Source organism: Nocardia pseudobrasiliensis NBRC 108224 (assembly GCF_001613105.1).
Taxonomy (GTDB): Bacteria; Actinomycetota; Actinomycetes; order Mycobacteriales; family Mycobacteriaceae; genus Nocardia; species Nocardia pseudobrasiliensis.
Genome location: NZ_BDBS01000004.1, coordinates 279,295 through 295,089, shown reverse-complemented (window position 1 = coordinate 295,089; position 15,795 = coordinate 279,295). Strand labels below are relative to the sequence as shown.

General features: G+C 66.3%; 19 protein-coding genes and 1 pseudogene. 12 read left to right on the top strand and 8 right to left on the bottom strand.

The features are described from left to right. Position 1: 1 nt before the first annotated feature. Together NP4_RS06260 and NP4_RS06255 are read left to right on the top strand one after the other, a co-directional pair. Positions 2-1,309 (top strand): dihydrolipoamide acetyltransferase family protein, encoded by a 1,308-nt coding sequence (locus tag NP4_RS06260; protein WP_067993193.1) that lies wholly within the window; start codon positions 2-4, stop codon positions 1,307-1,309. 6 nt (positions 1,310-1,315) lie between these two features. After that, positions 1,316-1,573 carry an acyl carrier protein gene (locus tag NP4_RS06255; protein ID WP_067993190.1) on the top strand — a complete coding sequence of 86 codons (258 nt, stop codon included), beginning with the start codon at positions 1,316-1,318 and terminating at the stop codon, positions 1,571-1,573. A 34-nt stretch (positions 1,574-1,607) separates the two neighbouring features. Here the strand turns inward: NP4_RS06255 and NP4_RS06250 are convergent, their stop codons facing one another. After that, positions 1,608-2,105, bottom strand: coding sequence for a nitroreductase family deazaflavin-dependent oxidoreductase (locus tag NP4_RS06250; protein ID WP_245997218.1), 498 nt, complete (start codon positions 2,103-2,105; stop codon positions 1,608-1,610). A gap of 424 nt (positions 2,106-2,529) precedes the next feature. Here NP4_RS06250 and NP4_RS43295 point away from each other — a divergent pair, with 424 nt between their 5' ends. After that, positions 2,530-2,808 (top strand): three-helix bundle dimerization domain-containing protein, encoded by a 279-nt coding sequence (locus NP4_RS43295; RefSeq protein WP_373863808.1) that lies wholly within the window; start codon positions 2,530-2,532, stop codon positions 2,806-2,808. Continuing rightward, a complete protein-coding gene (locus NP4_RS06240) occupies positions 2,805-3,677 on the top strand; it encodes a universal stress protein (RefSeq protein WP_067993185.1) in 873 nt (290 codons plus the stop codon). Before NP4_RS43295 ends, NP4_RS06240 begins: the two co-directional genes overlap by 4 nt. Positions 3,678-3,691: 14 nt before the next feature. Here the strand turns inward: NP4_RS06240 and NP4_RS06235 are convergent, their stop codons facing one another. The 4 genes from NP4_RS06235 to NP4_RS06220 form a co-directional block, all read right to left on the bottom strand. Beyond that, positions 3,692-4,426 (bottom strand): ABC transporter permease, encoded by a 735-nt coding sequence (locus NP4_RS06235; RefSeq protein WP_082875630.1) that lies wholly within the window; start codon positions 4,424-4,426, stop codon positions 3,692-3,694. Positions 4,427-4,494: 68 nt separating this feature from the next. Continuing rightward, positions 4,495-4,986 carry a Gmad2 immunoglobulin-like domain-containing protein gene (locus NP4_RS06230; protein ID WP_067993729.1) on the bottom strand — a complete coding sequence of 164 codons (492 nt, stop codon included), beginning with the start codon at positions 4,984-4,986 and terminating at the stop codon, positions 4,495-4,497. A gap of 122 nt (positions 4,987-5,108) precedes the next feature. Continuing rightward, positions 5,109-5,591 (bottom strand): DUF6069 family protein, encoded by a 483-nt coding sequence (locus NP4_RS06225; RefSeq protein WP_067993182.1) that lies wholly within the window; start codon positions 5,589-5,591, stop codon positions 5,109-5,111. A 31-nt stretch (positions 5,592-5,622) separates the two neighbouring features. Further along, positions 5,623-5,904, bottom strand: a complete 282-nt coding sequence (locus NP4_RS06220; protein ID WP_067993179.1) for an amphi-Trp domain-containing protein — start codon at positions 5,902-5,904, stop codon at positions 5,623-5,625. Positions 5,905-6,165: 261 nt separating this feature from the next. Between NP4_RS06220 and ftsH the strand changes: the two genes are divergently transcribed. Then, positions 6,166-8,175, top strand: coding sequence for an ATP-dependent zinc metalloprotease FtsH (gene ftsH, locus NP4_RS06215; protein WP_082875595.1), 2,010 nt, complete (start codon positions 6,166-6,168; stop codon positions 8,173-8,175). A gap of 49 nt (positions 8,176-8,224) precedes the next feature. On the opposite strand, the gene NP4_RS06210 is transcribed toward ftsH, so the two are convergent. After that, a complete protein-coding gene (locus tag NP4_RS06210) occupies positions 8,225-9,172 on the bottom strand; it encodes an NADP-dependent oxidoreductase (RefSeq protein ID WP_067993726.1) in 948 nt (315 codons plus the stop codon). A gap of 129 nt (positions 9,173-9,301) precedes the next feature. On the opposite strand from NP4_RS06210, the gene NP4_RS06205 reads away from it, so the two are divergent. After that, positions 9,302-9,691: a VOC family protein gene (locus NP4_RS06205; RefSeq protein WP_067993176.1), complete on the top strand. Its 390-nt coding sequence runs from the start codon at positions 9,302-9,304 to the stop codon at positions 9,689-9,691. A gap of 323 nt (positions 9,692-10,014) precedes the next feature. Here the strand turns inward: NP4_RS06205 and NP4_RS06200 are convergent, their stop codons facing one another. Beyond that, entirely contained in the window at positions 10,015-10,197 is a 183-nt protein-coding gene (locus tag NP4_RS06200) for a hypothetical protein (protein ID WP_067993174.1), read from the bottom strand. Positions 10,198-10,530: 333 nt separating this feature from the next. Further along, positions 10,531-10,878 (bottom strand): hypothetical protein, encoded by a 348-nt coding sequence (locus NP4_RS06195; RefSeq protein WP_067993171.1) that lies wholly within the window; start codon positions 10,876-10,878, stop codon positions 10,531-10,533. 236 nt (positions 10,879-11,114) lie between these two features. On the opposite strand from NP4_RS06195, the gene NP4_RS06190 reads away from it, so the two are divergent. The 6 genes and pseudogenes from NP4_RS06190 to NP4_RS06165 all read left to right on the top strand — a co-directional run bounded on the left by NP4_RS06190 (position 11,115) and on the right by NP4_RS06165 (position 15,749). Continuing rightward, positions 11,115-12,188 carry a hypothetical protein gene (locus tag NP4_RS06190; protein WP_067993169.1) on the top strand — a complete coding sequence of 358 codons (1,074 nt, stop codon included), beginning with the start codon at positions 11,115-11,117 and terminating at the stop codon, positions 12,186-12,188. A gap of 66 nt (positions 12,189-12,254) precedes the next feature. Continuing rightward, positions 12,255-12,674, top strand: coding sequence for an Hsp20/alpha crystallin family protein (locus tag NP4_RS06185; protein ID WP_067993167.1), 420 nt, complete (start codon positions 12,255-12,257; stop codon positions 12,672-12,674). 88 nt (positions 12,675-12,762) lie between these two features. Beyond that, positions 12,763-13,383 (top strand): annotated as a pseudogene (locus tag NP4_RS06180) (DUF4389 domain-containing protein); the annotation flags it as partial. 10 nt (positions 13,384-13,393) lie between these two features. After that, on the top strand, positions 13,394-14,227 hold the full coding sequence (locus NP4_RS06175) for a Gmad2 immunoglobulin-like domain-containing protein (protein WP_245997203.1): 834 nt from the start codon (positions 13,394-13,396) through the stop codon (positions 14,225-14,227). Between the two features lie 123 nt (positions 14,228-14,350). After that, entirely contained in the window at positions 14,351-14,857 is a 507-nt protein-coding gene (locus NP4_RS40710) for a hypothetical protein (RefSeq protein WP_067993161.1), read from the top strand. Next, positions 14,850-15,749 (top strand): universal stress protein, encoded by a 900-nt coding sequence (locus tag NP4_RS06165; RefSeq protein ID WP_067993158.1) that lies wholly within the window; start codon positions 14,850-14,852, stop codon positions 15,747-15,749. Before NP4_RS40710 ends, NP4_RS06165 begins: the two co-directional genes overlap by 8 nt. The last annotated feature ends 46 nt before the right edge of the window (positions 15,750-15,795 follow it).

Below are 15,795 nucleotides of genomic sequence, written 5' to 3'. Positions count from 1 at the left end.
GATGGCCGAGTTCCGGATGCCGTCACTGGGCGCGGATATGACCGAGGGCACGCTGCTGCGCTGGCTGGTGCACCCCGGAGATGCGGTGCACAAGGGCGATATCGTGGCCGAGGTCGATACCACCAAGGCCGCCATCGAGATCGAATGCTTCGACGACGGCGTGATGGGTGAGTTTCTCGTGGCCGAGGGCACGACTGTGCCGGTCGGCACCGTCCTGGCGACGATAACGCACGCGGCCGAGCCGGCGCCCGCGCATGCCGATGTGCACGCCACCCCGCTGATCCACAAGCTCGCCGAGGAGGCCGGTCTGGATCTGGCGGCCGTGCGCGGCTCGGCGCCCGGCGGGAGGATCGTGCGGGCCGATATCGAACATGCTGTGGCGCAGCAGGAGTCGGCAAAAGCGGCGCTGGCCACTCCGCGCACCGCACCGACGGACACCGCCAGCGGTGTGCCTACGGTCACGCGCGCCACCGGTTACGCCCGTCGGCTCGCCGGTGAACTGCGCGTAGATCTGGCCGAGGTCACGGGTACCGGGCCGGCCGGTGCGGTCCGCGGCGTAGATGTGCGTGCGACGATCGGGCAGGCCACCCCGGAACCGGAAACGCCCGCGCCGATCTCGAAGCGATCAGAACCGCCGTCACGCGACGCCGACGCCGTACGAACGATGATCGCGGCGGCCATGACCCGGTCGAAGCAAACCGTGCCGCACTACTACCTGTCGGCCACGATCGATGTCGACGCGGCGGTTCAGCGATTGCGGGAGATGAACCGCTCACTACCCGTCGCTGAGCGATTGGTGTTGCCCGCCCTGTTATTTCGTGCGGTAGCTCGTGCCGCGCGAGTGGTGCCGGAACTGAACGGGCATTGGATCGATGACCGCTTCCAGCCGGCCGCCGACGTGCACCTGGGTGTGGTGGTTTCGCTGCGCGGTGGCGGCATCATCCTGCCCACCATTCCAGATGCCGACACCCTGGACCCGCCCGCGATGATGGCGGCGATTCGCGGCGTCGTGGCGCGGGCTCGGGCGGGACGGTTGCGCTCGGCCGATGCCACACCCGCGACGATCACTGTCACCAATCTCGGTGATCTGGGCGTGGATTCGGTGTTCGGCGTGATCGCCGTGCCTCAGGTGGCGATCGTCGGCGTCGGCGCCGTCGCCGAACGCCCCTGCGCCGTGGACGGATTGCTCGGCGTGCGGTCACAGCTGACCGCCACGCTGTCGGCGGACCACCGTGCCAGCGACGGCGCGATCGGCGCTCGTCTGCTCAATACCATCTCGGATCTGTTCCGGCACCCGGAGGAGTTGTGAATCGTCATGTCCGACACCATGTCCCGAACAGCGGCAGAAGATCTGGTGCGTGAGTCGCTGGCCGGCTTCGCCGATGCGGACGAGCTGGCCGCTCTGCCGGGTGACCAGGCGCTGCGCACAGCCCTGGAACTCGATTCGATCGATTTCCTCACGTTCGTGGAACGATTGTCGACCGGCTCGGGAAAGCGCATCGATGAGGCGGACTATCCCCAGCTGCGCACCGTAGACGACTGCGTGGAATTCCTGACTGCTCGGCCGCGGTGAACGATTGGGGCCGTCGATTTCTTCGACGGCGGGCTTACCGCACGGTGTCGATCCGGAAGACCGGGTAGTCGGGGGCTATGCGTTCGAATTCGGCCGGTGCGGCGTCGGGTGGAATGGGGAAGTGCGGACGCGCACCCGGCGCTACGCGCAGGTAGTGCCACAGCACCGGTGCGCGCAGGGCAGGATCGACCTCGATCAACCGGACCGATTCGGTGTGACCGTGACGAAGCAGGGCCTGGCCCCGAGCCGCGTCCAGATTGCGGACCCAGTTGGTGTTGCGGCCGAGCATGGAAACGATATAGCGGTGGCCGTCGACTTCGGTGAGAACCATTGGGAACCACACCATCCGCCCGCTGCGGCGACCACGGATGCCGAGCGCGGTCACTCGGCGCGGAGCGATGCCGAGCGCGAAGAGGAAGGCCGAGACGCGATTCTGCAGTCGGGCGAAACGATTGGGGTGGCCGGTGCGGTACAGCCGGCGTAAATAGGCGTGATACCACTCATGTAGTCTGCCCGAAGCGATCTCTCGCAAGGTCTTCGGTCCTTTCTATCGGCGTATTCCGTCTGGCTCGCACCCGGATTCCGTACTCTCGTAGTCGTGAACGGCGCTGGGGACCCTCAGCAGGTCGGCGACAACCCGTCCGGTGATCCGCTATCGGTCGATCGTGAGCGTCCGAACCCGGCGCAAGAGGTCGAACTCGTTGCCGAGTTGAGGGCCACACGCGCAGAGGAAGCCGAACTCGCTTCGTCCACGTGCCGGCGGGCCAGTCCCTCGTAGCGCGATCATTCCGAAGGCAGTCATTGGCTCGAGACTCCCAGGATTCGCCACCGCGCCGCCGATGGGCAGGGCGGTGTGTCACAGGTCGTTATGACATTGGGCCTGAACGAGTAACGCGGACACAGCCGGGTCTCCGGGGGTGGGCACGATACGGCGAAGCCGGGGTCGTTGGACTCTGATGTGGGGCGGTTTCGTTGAGCACGCTGAGTGCGTGAGCATTGCGCGAACTATGTCGACCCGGACGCCGGGTGCGCGGTCTGTGATCGACCAGGCGGTCGATCGGCTGTATGTCGAGTTCGACAATCGGGTACCTCGGCGGACTGTACGGGAGGTCGTTCGTCGATGCGTCGACGATCTGGCGGGAAGTCCCGCCGCCGCGCTTCCGGAACTCGGTGAACGGCTGGCGCGGCAACGACTGCTCGAAACCGTGCGGGCGGATCGGGTGGGAACGTCATGAATACGCGAGCCGGGCGACACGCCGTTGTGGTGGGTGTCAACGGGTCGGGGGCTGCGATGAATGCGGTGCGCTGGGCGGCGTATCTGGCGTGGCGCCTGCATGAGTCGTTGACGGTTGTGCATGTCGCGCCGCTGATCGGTGAGCACGCCGCGGTGGCGTCCTCGCGGGGTAGCAGGGATTTCGCTCCGGAGCGGTTCGAGTTGGCACGGATGGTCGTCGACCAGGCGGTCGCTCTCGTCCGGACGTGCGTATCCGATCTGGATGTGCATACCGAGGTGTACTGCGGCAGTGCGGATTCGGTACTGGTAGAACTGAGCGGGCGGGCGCGGTTCGTGGTGGTCGGAGCGCAGGAGGTGGTCGGCACGGCATTGATCGGGCCTACCACGATGCGGGTGGTCACCCACGCCCACTGCCCGGTCGCGGTATGGCGCGGTAGCGCTGGGCGGCCCGTGCCTCGCCTGCGGCCGGTGGTGGTCGCGGTGGACGGCACACCGGTGAGTGAACCTGCCATCCGCTGCGCGTTCGAATTGGCGTCGGCCTGCGGAGCTTTGCTGTCGGCGGTGCACGTATATCCCCCGGGGCTCGATCCCATCGGTCGATCGGGCAGCGGGAAAGCCGAAGCGCGGTCGCTGCTTTCGGCGTTGCTGGCCGGTTGGCGCGAGAAGTACGCGGATGTGCGGGTCAGCGAGACTGCTGTCCCCGGTAATGCCGTCACCGTACTGACCGAGCTGAGCGGCACCGCCCAACTCCTGGTGGTCGGCAGCCGCGGCCGAGGCAGCGCGGCGGCCGCGGTACTGGGTTCGACGAGTCGTGATCTGTTGCACCGCGCGGCATGTCCGGTTCTGGTGTGCCGGGAGGAGCATCGCTGACCGTTGTCGGCGACTCAGCCGGAGATCTTGATTCCCGGAGTAAGCCCCCAGACGACCAGGGTCAGCAGCAGATCGGCGGATACGACCACGATGATGCAGAGCTTGATCGCCCGACCCGCCGCGTTGCCCACTCCCTCCGGGCCACCCGCGGCGAAGAAACCGTAGTAGCACTGGATGAATGTCGTGATGGTCACGAACACAACGGCTTTCAGTAGTGACCAGAGCACATCGTGTGGCAATAGGAACTGATGGAAGTAGTGCTGGAAGGTGCCGGCGGCCGCGCCGCCGCGCAGCCGCACGGTGAGTGCGGTGGAGAGGTAGGCCCCGGGCAGGGCCAGGCAGTACAGCGGGACGATGGCGATCATGGCCGCGATCATCCGGCTGCTGACCAGATAGGGCAGTGGCCGAATGGCCATGGCCTCGAGTGCGTCGATTTCCTCGGAGATGCGCATGGCCCCGAGTTGGGCGGTGAATCGGCAACCGGCTTGGGCGGCGAAGGCGATTGTGGCCAGGATGGGCCCGAGTTCACGGGTGGTGGCGAAGGCCGAGATCGCACCGGTGAGCGGTCCCAGGCCCAGGATCTTCAGCGAGGTGTAGCTCTGGATGCCGACGGTCACGCCGCCGATACCGCTGATGATCCCCACGATGGCGAAGGTGCCGCCGCCTACGATGAGGTTTCCGTTGCCCCAGCTGACGTCGGCGAGCAGACGCCGGACTTCCTTCGGATATCGCGTGAGCGCCACCGGCATCGCGCGGACCGCACCCAGGAAGAAATACACCTGATGACCGACCCGCGCGAATTGATCGCGCACGGCCCTCAGGCCTGCGGAACCTTGACGATGTCGCCGGGGCGGATGACGTTCGGATTGGTCAGCGTGGTGGGGTTGGCGGCGACCAGTCGGTGGTAGAGGTTGCCCGATCCGTAGTACTGGGTGGCGATGCTCCACAGGGTTTCGCCTTGGGCCACAGTGTGTTCGATGTAGGTGTGATAGTCGGGCACGATCTTGGTCCCGAGAATGATCGGCACCACGACCTTGTCGAGTTCGGCGCCGTCCTTGGGGGAGGTGTGGAACACCTCGACGAAGATCCGGTCGAGCAGAAAGCCCGCGTTCGAAACATCGACGATGATCTGGAATTGGCTGTGTCCGCCGGACCCGTCACCGGCCATGAAGTAGCCGGTCACCTCGTCGTGGCCCTCGTGCAGGCGATAGTCGAAGTTGGCTTCGAAAGCGCCCCCGGCGATTCCGGCGATCTGGATCCGATCGCCGACCAGGTCGTAGGGTTGGGGCTGCTGCATGTGAATCGACATCGGAGGGCTCTTTCGTGTACGGCACAGGCGCCGGGCGGCTGAGGCGTCGTGAGACGCCTGTACCGATTGCACTCCCGGTCCTCGGGGTTCGAAAAGTGGCTTAGGTCATCGGAATCGGTGGTCTATCGACTCGAACCGGTGGCGACCGAACCCAGCACACTGATCAGACAGACGCCCGCGATGAGATTGATTGCCGCTGTCGCGATTTGGGAGTCGTGATCGGCGGATACCGTGAACGGCAAGATGACCGCGGCCGCGGTGCACAGCGCGGTGATCCAATAGAAGAAGGTCAGCGGGCTGGGCATGAACTGCAGCAGTAGATGCAGCAGACCTGTTGCCAGCAAGGTGATTCCGGCTGCCCCGAGCGCGTACGTCGTGGTATTGGCGGTGCCGTAGGCGCCCTCGTGTTCCGGGGCGAGCACGGGGATGCCGAACACGCCACGGACCAGAAGGATCGCCACGATGACGAGTAACGCCATCACCACCGCGGTGCCGATACCGCCGGCCCACAACCGGCCTGCCCGAATGCGCGCCGGCGGGTGTCGGGGCTCGGCGGGGGCAGGTTCGAACGGCACGTCGCGGCCCGACTGCTCGTAATCGTTCATGCAGAGCCTCCTCGCATGTCGCTCCTCGGGTTCAGCTCGCGAGTCCTACCCGATGACCGTGCCCCTGGTCGGCGAATGTGTCCGTCGTCCACTTGAATTCGAGGTCGACTGTGAACCCGCCGTCGTGTGTGGAGTAGCTGATGTCGAGCTCCCGCTCGACGTGTTCCGGGACGGTGAGATGCCCCGGTGTCCCGAGTCGCCCATATCCGAGATCGTGGCGGGCGTCGAGATGGTCGGCGATTCGGCGCAACTCGGCCGCCAGCTGAGCCCGGGTCAGGCTGCGGTGGTCGTGGAATATCAAGCGATTCCCCATGACTTCCAGCACACACCGCAAAACCCTTGCCGGATAGGGGCTGATTGCTCTATCCGAGGTTGCCGATTCACGCCGTCGGTGGGAACCGACACGTCCGGGGCGCTCGAGCCGGAGCCGGGCGTGCGGGGCCCTTCGACACCTGCGTGTGGTTGCTGTCGAAGGACTTTCGGCCCACTCCGGGGCGACCGATCGTCTCTATTGCGGGTTCATCCGGCGCGACAGAGTGGGTTCGAGACCGGTACCAGCGCACGGGAGGCGAGGATGAGCAAGCAGGTGAGCACACCCCCGGCGGGTGACCGGCCGCAACCCACCCCGCCGCAGCGAGTTCCGGTGTGGCGGTTGTGGTTGTTCCCGGTGGTCGTGATGCTCGTCGCGCTGGGTGTATCTATTTGGTCGTCCGCGCATCAGACGTCCGAGCCCGCGGCGGTGACCCTCGGGTACAGCCAGTTCCTGTCCGACGTCGACTCGCACCGAATCAAGACCATCACCCTCGAGCCCACCGGCCGTGCCTCGGGGACCCTGAGCGACGGGCACGACTATGTCACCACTATTCCCGCACAGGCCGGTTCCGGGCTGCTGGACCGGCTGGAGAAGGCCGAAATCTCGGTGACGGCCACACCGCCCGCGACCGGCACACCGGTGTGGTCGCAGCTGCTGTCGTTGCTGCTGATCATCGGCCCGTTCGTGTTCCTGTTCTGGTGGCTGATGCGCCTCGGGCGCGGTGGCGCGGGCCAATTGGGGTCGGCGATGGGCGTGGGCAAGTCCAAGGCGAAGGTGTTCGATACCGAAAGCCCGCACACCACCTTCGACGATGTCGCGGGTTATACCGGCGCCAAGGCGGAGATCAGCGAGGTGGTCGACTTCCTGCGTGCGCCGGAGCGGTATCGCCGGGCCGGGGCGGTTGCCCCGCGCGGAGTGTTGATGATCGGCCCGCCCGGTACGGGGAAGACATTGTTCGCCCGCGCGGTAGCGGGACAGGCCGAGGTCCCGTTCCTGTCGGTGGCCGGTTCCAGCTTCGTGGAGATGTACGTCGGTGTCGGGGCCGCTCGGGTGCGCGACCTGTTCGCCGAGGCCCGCAAGCGTGCCCCGGCGATCGTCTTCGTCGACGAGATCGACGCGATCGGATCGCGCCGCGGCGGGGCGGGGTCGGTGGTCGCCAACGATGAGCGCGAACAGACCCTCAATCAATTGCTCTCGGAGATGGACGGTTTCGATCCCGCCGTGGGTATCGTCGTGCTGGCGGCGACCAACCGCCCCGAAGTGCTCGATCCGGCGCTGTTGCGGCCGGGGCGCTTCGATCGTCAGGTCACCATTCCACTGCCGACCCTCGCCGAACGCGCGGCGATCCTGGTGGTCCATTGCCGCGGCAAACATCTTGCTCCGGATGTCGACATGCAGGTGATCGCCCGCGGCACTCCCGGTTTCTCGGGAGCGGATCTGGCCAATCTCGCCAACGAGGCCGCGATCTGCGCCGTCCGCGACGACCGCGACGTGATCCGGGCCGCGGACTTCGACACCGCTCGCGATCGAATTCTGCTCGGCCGCCGAGAAGGCTCCAATGTCCTTCTGCCGGAGGAGAAATACGCGGTGGCTGTGCACGAGAGCGGTCACGCCCTGGTCGCCGCCTTGTCGGCACACGCCGACCCGGTCGCCAAGGTCACCATCCTGCCCGCCGGGCAGACCCTCGGCACGACCGAGCAACTGCCGCTGGTGGAGCGGCATCTCTATGGCGAGGACTATCTCGCCGACACCCTCGCCGTGCGCCTGGGTGGGCGGGCCGCGGAACTGGTCGAGTTCGGCCAGGGCTCTACCGGGGCCGCCAACGATTTGGCACAGGCCACTGATCTGGCCACCAAAATGATTCGCGAATTCGGCCTGTCGGCCGCGCTCGGCCCGGTCGGCTATCCGCAGGGGGGATCGGTGTTCCTCGGTGGCGGAGGCGCGGAACTGTCCAGTCGCCCGTTCGCCGAAGCGACGCAGACCGCCATCGATGGCGAGGTGTCACGGCTGCTGCGCGAGGCCGAACGCCGGGCCATCGACCTGATCGAGTCCCACCGGGACGCGCTGCGGCGACTGGTCGCGCTGTTGCTCGAACACGAAACCGTCGACGGTACAGACGTTTACGAGCTGATGGGTCTCGCTGGCCCGGACGACCACACCGGATCCACTCCGGCTACCACCGTCGCACCGCACCGTGGGCCCCGGCCCGCATCCGCCCCTCCAGCGGGCCTGCGACAGGACGGCGCGGCGAAATCCACCGTGGGAACGTGAGCGATCACGGTACCGGGGTGTCCCACAGCGGGAAACCTCCCGCACCTTGTCAGAAGGTGAGTACGAGACGGCCGCGGACCCCTCCGGCTTCGAGCATGCGATGCGCCTCGGCGGCCTGTGTCGCGGGGAATGTGCGGGCAACGCGCAATGTCAGTACTCCGGCGGCGGCCAAACGGCTCAGGTGATCGAGGGTGGCGGAGTCGTGAATGTGGTCGGTGACCATGATGTAGTGCACGCCGATACCGCGTTCCGGCTCGATGTTTCCGCTCAGTCGGGGCGGTCGCAGGGCGACATAGGATCCGTTGTCGCCGATGGCGGGCAGGACGGCGCTTCCCAGCAGCGCGCAGTCGATCACGCTGTCGACACCGCCGCGAGCCTGTTCACGGATGCGCTGAGCGACATCGGGGCCGCGCGCGACGACGACATCCGCACCGAGGTCGGCGACCAGCTGCCTGTCCCGCGGAGAAGCGTCGGCGAATACGGTGAGACCGCGGTGTTTGGCCAATTCGACGACATAGCCCCCGACCGCCCCTGCCGCGCCGGTCACCGCGATCGTCCCGCTGGGTCGGGTACGGGCGGCGTCGAGGGCGAGGTAGGCGGTGAGCCCGTTCATCGGAAGCGTCGCGGCCGTAACGGCATCGGCTCCCGCGGGTATCGGCGCGACCGAATCACCGGAAACCACAATCCATTCCGCGTATGCTCCGCCGCCCTCCAGAACAGGCCGGGTGATCGCGACGACCCGGTCCCCGACCCGCCACCCGGACGCCGGGTCGGCTTCGTCGACCACACCGGCCGCATCCCAGCCCGGCACGTACGGCGGCGTCGCGTCGCGATAGCGGTCGTGCGCCACACCGGCCCTGGTGACCAGATCCGACGGATTCACGGTGGCGGCCTCGACCCGAATCCGGACCTGTCCAGGCCCCGCATGTGGCTCGGGAACCCGCATCTCGCGCAAGACCTCCGGACCACCCGGCTCGTCGAAACCGATCGCCAGCATCAGCACTCCCTCTCCGATTCGCTGGGTGCAACCGCGATCGGCCCTGCCGATGTTCCCGCAGCAAGGCAGGACCCGGAAGGTCGGCGCAGTCCGCGGACAGGCGTTGTCGAATCTCGTTAGCATGCGAGGGTGCTGAACAATGCGCGGATCGAAGCCCGTATCCCCACTCGAGATCTTGCCCGTGCCCGGCGCTGGTATGCCGAAAAGCTCGGCCTCGAACCCGTGGAGGAACGTGAGGGCGGTCTACGGTACGAGGGCGCGGCGGGCGTGTTCTGCTTGTTCGCCTCCGCCGGCGCCTCGGATGGCTCGTTCACCCAGATGGGCTTCTATGTCGACGATATCGAAGCGGCGGTCACCAGCCTGCGTGCTCGCGGGGTGACCTTCGAGCAGTACGACGGTGCTGTGAACGGGATCATGGACATCGACGGCAACTACCCGAGCAAAGGCCGCGGTGAACGAGCCGCCTGGTTCCGCGACAGCGAGGGCAATATGCTCGGTATCGCCCAGGTGGTGCGCTGATTAGTCAGGACCGCCAGGTGGCCGCTCTACCGTGGTGAACGCACCCGCACTGGATCCCTGACGTTCTAGGTGTCCTGAAGTCCGGTGTGGCGCACGGCCCGAGCCGTTCGCTCGACCAGTATTCGCCGATTCCCAATACCAAGGCGTACCTGAGTTTTCGATCCTTCCAAGACGGTTTCTGGTGGACAGCAGCGTGTACCGCCTCCGAGACCTGCGATATGGGCGCGATCGTGGTCAGGGCCGATCCGACCCTCTCAGCCACGTTTGTTTCTCCGGTTCGTATTGCAAGTTGCCCGATCCGACAGACCGTATGGTCGGCGGCCTCATCCCCGGTTACGGAGATGGCGAGCTATCTCGGCCTCGACCTGCCGAGCGTGAGCTTTGGGGTAATGCTTCGCGATATCCTGCGCCGCCCTGGCGATATCGGCATGGGCAACATTCGTCGCCATGCCGGCCGCGATCACGAGCGCTCTGGCCGCCTCTTTGATATCGATCTCCAGGCTCATAGGAACTCCCTTGTACCTGCAGGGTATCCACCACTGTGGTGCTGGTTCGAGCATCCTCTCGGATAAATAAACGCTGTAGGGCCTTTCGTCACCATCATCCGTATCGACGGCGTGTCCATCGTCGACACGTCGGACCGGAATGCTCACGCGAATTGCGCGTCGGTAGGTGAAGGTAAAACGCCGTTGAGAATAGAATGTCCGCGGCGTGTGCGGCGGTGAGCGTCATGGCGAATTCCTGGATGTCGCGCAGCAGCTGGAACAGGTCGCTGCGGGTGACGTCTCGGCTGTAGGTCCAGCGGAATTCACGTCGTCTCCGATCACGCCTTCGTCGAATCAGCCGTTGTTCGTCGGCTCCGACGCGTTGCCGTCGTCGGCGGTTCGGGCGGTTTGCTCCACCCGATGGGCCTTGACATCGGCCTGCCACTTCTCGAAATCGCCACGCATCACTTCGATCTGGCGTTCGAGGGCTTCCCTGGTGTCCGCCCACCACTTCTGCGCGGCCTCCCGCAGGTCCGCGGCGGTCTTTTCGAACTCGCTGCCCTCATGTTCGAAGGCCGCTCCCAGCTCCTCTCGCCGAGCCTGCAGCGCGGCGCGATTCTTCTCCCGCGCGGCGGCGGACGCCTCTTCGAACTGCTTCACCTTGGACGCGAGATCCATCAGCGATTCCGACAACGGCTTCATGGTCGAACCTCTCGAATTCGGCGATCCCCCAGAGGGATCCTGCACAACAAGCCTGGCCTCCCGTATCGATCGGCCCAAGGGCACAAGGTCATTGGTTGCGATTTCGGTTCAGCGTGCACACGACGGGATCGAGTTCCGAACGGGCACGACGAGAAGGACTTTCGGCACTGGGTTCGCACGGTCGCTACCCGCACCATCGAGATACGACACCCAGCGCCGACGCGACGGAGAACATCGTGACCACTCGATACGAAACACCGGGACCCGGCGCGACGGCCGTGCTGACGGCGTTGCGAGTCACCGGCCTGTTTCGCAATATCGGTGAATTGCGTTATCAGGGAAGGCGTTCTGGCCGGCACGTCGCCCTGCCGGTGTCATATCTGTTGACCGACGACAGAGTGGTCGTCCGGGTGGCCCGTGCCGACACGAAGACGTGGTGGCGCAACTTCCGAACTCCGCATGCGGCATCGATCCGGATCGATGGCCGATGGCTGACCGGAACCGGGCGCATCGTGGCGCTGGGATCGCTCGAGCACGAAGAGGTGCAGGCGATCTTCCGGCAGGCCCATCCGCACGACCGACGCTGGGAGCCCGACCCGTATCTGGTCATCGACCTCGGCCGCCCCGTGCGGCGCGATCGAGTGAGGACGGGTTCGTTTGTGTGGTGGCGGTGGTTCTCGTTGGTGACCGTGGGGGAATTCCTGGGGTTTCTCGCTCCTGCCACGGCGGGTGCGTCGACGATTGACGCGGGCGCGGGGATGGTCGTTGCCGCGGTGCTGCTGAGTGCGGTCGTGGAGGGCTCGACGCTCGGCTGGTTCCAGGCATTCGCGTTGCGGCCGGTGCTGCCGCGACTGCCCGCCGCGCGCTGGACGGCGGCGACAGTGGGTGGTGCGTTGTTCGCGTGGCTGTTGGGTCTGATTCCGATGCTGTGGGGCGAGCGGATCGGTCGCTGGCCGACCTGGATACAACTGCCCCTCATGGCGAGCGTGGCGCTGACGATCGTCTTCAGTCTCGGTATCGCGCAGTGGATCGTGCTGCGGCGCTGGACCGATCGCGCCGAGTTGTGGATCTGGGCGAATGCGGTCGGCTGGGTGCTCGGCCTGCTGGCATTCGGACTGGTGGCCATGCCGCTGTGGCATCCGGGTCAATCGAGGACCGACGTGCTGCTGGTGGGCGTCCTCGCCGGACTGGTGATGGCCGCGGTGATGGCCGCGATCACCGGAGCCTTCCTGCGCGCCATCGTGCGCGAATCGCATTTGGTCGCCGGACTAGGGACCTCGGTCCCTCGGCCCGACTACCCCCGGCTCTAGCTCGTCATACCGGGACCGCAGTGAAATTGACTGTGTCAGAACCTGTTACGTCAGAAGGAGTTAATCATGAGCAAGCTTGCGGTCCGGCGTCGCCCGATGCCCATGCTGGGCGATTTCGCCGAACTGTGGAATGCGTTCGCGCCGAACGTCGCTCCGTTCGGCGCCCATCTGATCCGGGTCGAGGACAGCATGGACGATGGTCGTTACGTTGTCCGCGCGGAACTGCCGGGCATGGATCTCGCCGATGTCGATGTGTCGGTCCAGAACGGCCGGTTGACCATCAAGGCCGAGCGCACCGAAAAGCATGAGGAGAAGGGCCGTTCGGAGTTCAGCTACGGCTCGTTCGAGCGCACCGTGACGCTGCCCGCGGGGGCCGATGAGGACGGTATCGACGCCTCGTACGCCCAAGGGATTCTGACCGTCAGCGTGCCGCTGGCCGAAGAGAAGGATCTCGCCCGCAAGGTCGAGATCAAGAACGGCGAATAACCCACTCCGGCCACCCGCGACAGCATCAGGAGAATCGACGATGAGCATCGAATCGACTCGAGATACCCAGACCGAAGGGCCGATCCGGCCGGTTCGACTGCGCGGCGAATTGGATGAACCGCTGTCGCGGTGGCTGTGGCTGGTGAAATGGATTCTCGCGATCCCGCACTATGTGGTGCTGTTCTTTCTATGGATCGCGTTCACGGTGCTGACCGTGGTGGCCGGATTCGCGATTCTGTTCACCGGCCGCTATCCGCGCGGGATCTTCGATTTCAATGTCGGGGTGATCCGGTGGTCGTGGCGGGTACAGTTCTACAGCTACGCCGTGCTGGGCACCGACCGGTATCCGCCGTTCACGTTGCGCCCCACCGACTATCCGGCCGATCTGGAAGTGGAATATCCGCAGCGGCTGTCGCGCTGGCTGGTGCTGGTGAAGTGGTGGCTGCTGGCGATTCCACACTATCTGGTGGTGTCGGCGATGTTCGGCGGGGCGGTGGCGCTGAGCGAGGGCGGCTCTCGGAACAACGCCACCGCTATTCCGCTGATCGGGGTGCTTGTTCTGATCGCCGCGGTGGCCCTGTTGGTCACCGGGCGCTATCCGCGAGGGGTATTCGATTTCGTGCTCGGGATCAATCGGTGGCTCTATCGCACGCTCGCCTACGCCGCCCTGATGCGCGATGAATACCCGCCGTTCCGTCTCGACCAGGGTTCCGAGTGAGATGACCGAGAAACCACCAGCGCGGCAGGGGGTTTCGGCCGCAGTGGTGATCATCGCCGTCGTCGCGTTGGTGATCGCCGCGCTCGCGTTGTTCGCGATAGTGCGGCACGCCAGCAACGAGTCGGGTGCGCCCGGCTCGCCGCCGGTGACGGCCCCGCCCGGTGCGTCGGCGGGGCCGTCCAGCCCGGCCACAGGGTCTCGGGCCACGACACAGGGGCAGCCGACGCCCGACGGATTCGCCTATCAGCCCCTGTGGCCGTTCGGTGGTGTCGCCGATGCGGTCGCCTGGCAGCGCGAGGCGAATCCGGGCGGGCATCAGCCCTGGCATCTCGACGCGGGTCTGATCGCGCAGATGTTCACCCAGCAGTATCTCGGTTATACGAATGTCGACAAGATCGTGAAGACCGATGTGCGCGGCGAACAGGCTTGGGTGAGTGTCGGTTTCGCCAATCCGAACGGACAGTCGGCAACGGCCGCGATCGTGCATCTCGTGCAGATCGGCACCGGATCGGATCGCCCGTGGGAGGTGGTGGGCACCGAGGACAGCACGCTGTCGTTGACCACACCGGGCTATGGCTCGACAGTCCGCGCACCGGTTACCGTCGGCGGCCGGATTACCGGCGTCGACGAAAGCCTGCGGGTGCAGATTCGAGCGCTCGGACATCAGCAGCCGGTGGGCGAGGCGCCGCCGACGGCGGCCGGCGGGACGAACAGCCCGTGGTCGGTGACCGTTCCGTTCTCGGGTGCGTGTCCAGGGGCGCTGACCGTCGCGGTTGCCACGGGCGGGCATGCGGCTGGCGTCGAACGTTTCGCCATCACCGGTGTGCGCTGCTGAGAGCACAAAGGCCCTCGGGTTCGCTGGCTTTGGGCCGCAGCGCGAGCGGCGGCACGACTCCTACGGTGATTACGCGACCGGAGCGCATTCCGGCGACGCGGTCCCGAACGAGGAGGCCCCGGGATGAATCGGATCGAACGGCAATTGCTTTCGCTCGCGGACTCGTTGCGTGAAGCGCCGGATACCGGAAATGTGCGCAGCGTGCGGCGTGCGGTGCTCGCGATGGCGGGCGAGGCGCGAGCCTTGGACCTCACCGATCCGGATCAGCGGGCCGTGCGCCGACTGTACGACTACCTGGATGCGTCGAGCCTGCGCGCGGTGCGCGATCGGGCGGCGTGGCTGACCGGCGAACGGAGGGATATCGAGGACGGTCTGTCGGCGGTGCTGGCCGCCGGTCGACGCGGCGGATCGGTCTACCGGCTGTCGTGTATTCGCGATGATCTCGAACGCCTGGGTCGCCGGATCGATGCGGTGGAGCCGGCCGAGCGCGGGCCGCTGCGCGATCTGTTCGGCTATGTCGACGAGCGGAACCGGCAGGCGCTGGAACTTGCCGTTCGGGCGACCTGGACCGTTCCGTGGGCGCTGTCGCGCGCGGATACACCGGCATCACAGGGAGCGTTCAGTGACTGACCGAATAGCTTCGTCCACAACGGATTCGCGACCGATCCTCGCGGCGGTCGATGGTTCGACGGCGGCCTACCACGCGGCGGCATGGGCCGCGATGGAGGCCGCTCTGCACGGGCGGCGGCTGCATTTGCTGACGAGTGTGATGCTGCAGACCGGATTCGGTCCCGCGCCCGTACTGGGCGGCACCAACCGGGACTGGTTCGACATCCAGGGTGAACGGGTGCTGACCGAGGCCGTTCGAGTGGTGCGCGCCGCAGTGTCCGACGCGCTGGACATCAGCACCGAGATCACGGAGGCGCCGGTCATCCCGGAGCTGTTGACCCGCTCGAGCGCGGTGCGCATGGTGGTGGTCGGTAGCCGCGGGCTCGGTGCGTTCGGTCGGGCCCTGCTCGGCTCGGTGAGCTCGGCCCTGATCTACCACGCGAACTGCCCAGTGGCCGTGATCCACGGTTCGCCGGCTACCGATCCGGTGTTGGCGGGCCGACCGGTGCTCGTCGGTGTCGACGGCGGTCCGAACAGTATGCCCGCCATCGAGATGGCATTGGAGGAGGCGTCGCTGCGCAAGGTGGGGCTGGTGGCGCTGCACGCGTGGAGCGACACCAGCGGTCTGCACCGGACGGAAGAAGCGCTGGAGGCGATCCGGGAACAGGAGGAAGCCCGCTTGGCCGATCATCTGGCCGGGTATGCCGAACGCTGTGCCGATGTCGCGGTGACGCGGATGCTGATGCACGACAACCCGGTTCGCTCGTTGGTCGAGGCCGCGGAGAACGCGCAACTGCTCGTGGTCGGCAGCCGCGGCCGCGGTGGTTTCGCGGGTATGCTGCTGGGCTCGACCAGTGCCGCCGTGGCGCAGTCGGTGGAATGTCCGATCGTGGTGGTCCGCGGCGCGGTGTGATCGCTAGGGTCGATCGGCGCGGGACAGGTAGGACGTCAGTTTCACC

Bases quoted from the DNA above. Each gene is read 5' to 3' on its own strand.
- NP4_RS06260 (WP_067993193.1), top strand. From the start codon at position 2: ATGGCCGAGTTCCGGATGCCGTCACTGGGCGCGGATATGACCGAGGGC.
- NP4_RS06255 (WP_067993190.1), top strand. From the start codon at position 1,316: ATGTCCGACACCATGTCCCGAACAGCGGCAGAAGATCTGGTGCGTGAG.
- NP4_RS43295 (WP_373863808.1), top strand. From the start codon at position 2,530: ATGTGGGGCGGTTTCGTTGAGCACGCTGAGTGCGTGAGCATTGCGCGA.
- NP4_RS06240 (WP_067993185.1), top strand. From the start codon at position 2,805: ATGAATACGCGAGCCGGGCGACACGCCGTTGTGGTGGGTGTCAACGGG.
- NP4_RS06235 (WP_082875630.1), bottom strand. From the start codon at position 4,426: ATGCCGGTGGCGCTCACGCGATATCCGAAGGAAGTCCGGCGTCTGCTC.
- NP4_RS06230 (WP_067993729.1), bottom strand. From the start codon at position 4,986: ATGTCGATTCACATGCAGCAGCCCCAACCCTACGACCTGGTCGGCGAT.
- NP4_RS06225 (WP_067993182.1), bottom strand. From the start codon at position 5,591: ATGAACGATTACGAGCAGTCGGGCCGCGACGTGCCGTTCGAACCTGCC.
- NP4_RS06220 (WP_067993179.1), bottom strand. From the start codon at position 5,904: ATGGGGAATCGCTTGATATTCCACGACCACCGCAGCCTGACCCGGGCT.
- ftsH (WP_082875595.1), top strand. From the start codon at position 6,166: ATGAGCAAGCAGGTGAGCACACCCCCGGCGGGTGACCGGCCGCAACCC.
- NP4_RS06210 (WP_067993726.1), bottom strand. From the start codon at position 9,172: ATGCTGGCGATCGGTTTCGACGAGCCGGGTGGTCCGGAGGTCTTGCGC.
- NP4_RS06200 (WP_067993174.1), bottom strand. From the start codon at position 10,197: ATGAGCCTGGAGATCGATATCAAAGAGGCGGCCAGAGCGCTCGTGATC.
- NP4_RS06195 (WP_067993171.1), bottom strand. From the start codon at position 10,878: ATGAAGCCGTTGTCGGAATCGCTGATGGATCTCGCGTCCAAGGTGAAG.
- NP4_RS06185 (WP_067993167.1), top strand. From the start codon at position 12,255: ATGAGCAAGCTTGCGGTCCGGCGTCGCCCGATGCCCATGCTGGGCGAT.
- NP4_RS06175 (WP_245997203.1), top strand. From the start codon at position 13,394: ATGACCGAGAAACCACCAGCGCGGCAGGGGGTTTCGGCCGCAGTGGTG.
- NP4_RS40710 (WP_067993161.1), top strand. From the start codon at position 14,351: ATGAATCGGATCGAACGGCAATTGCTTTCGCTCGCGGACTCGTTGCGT.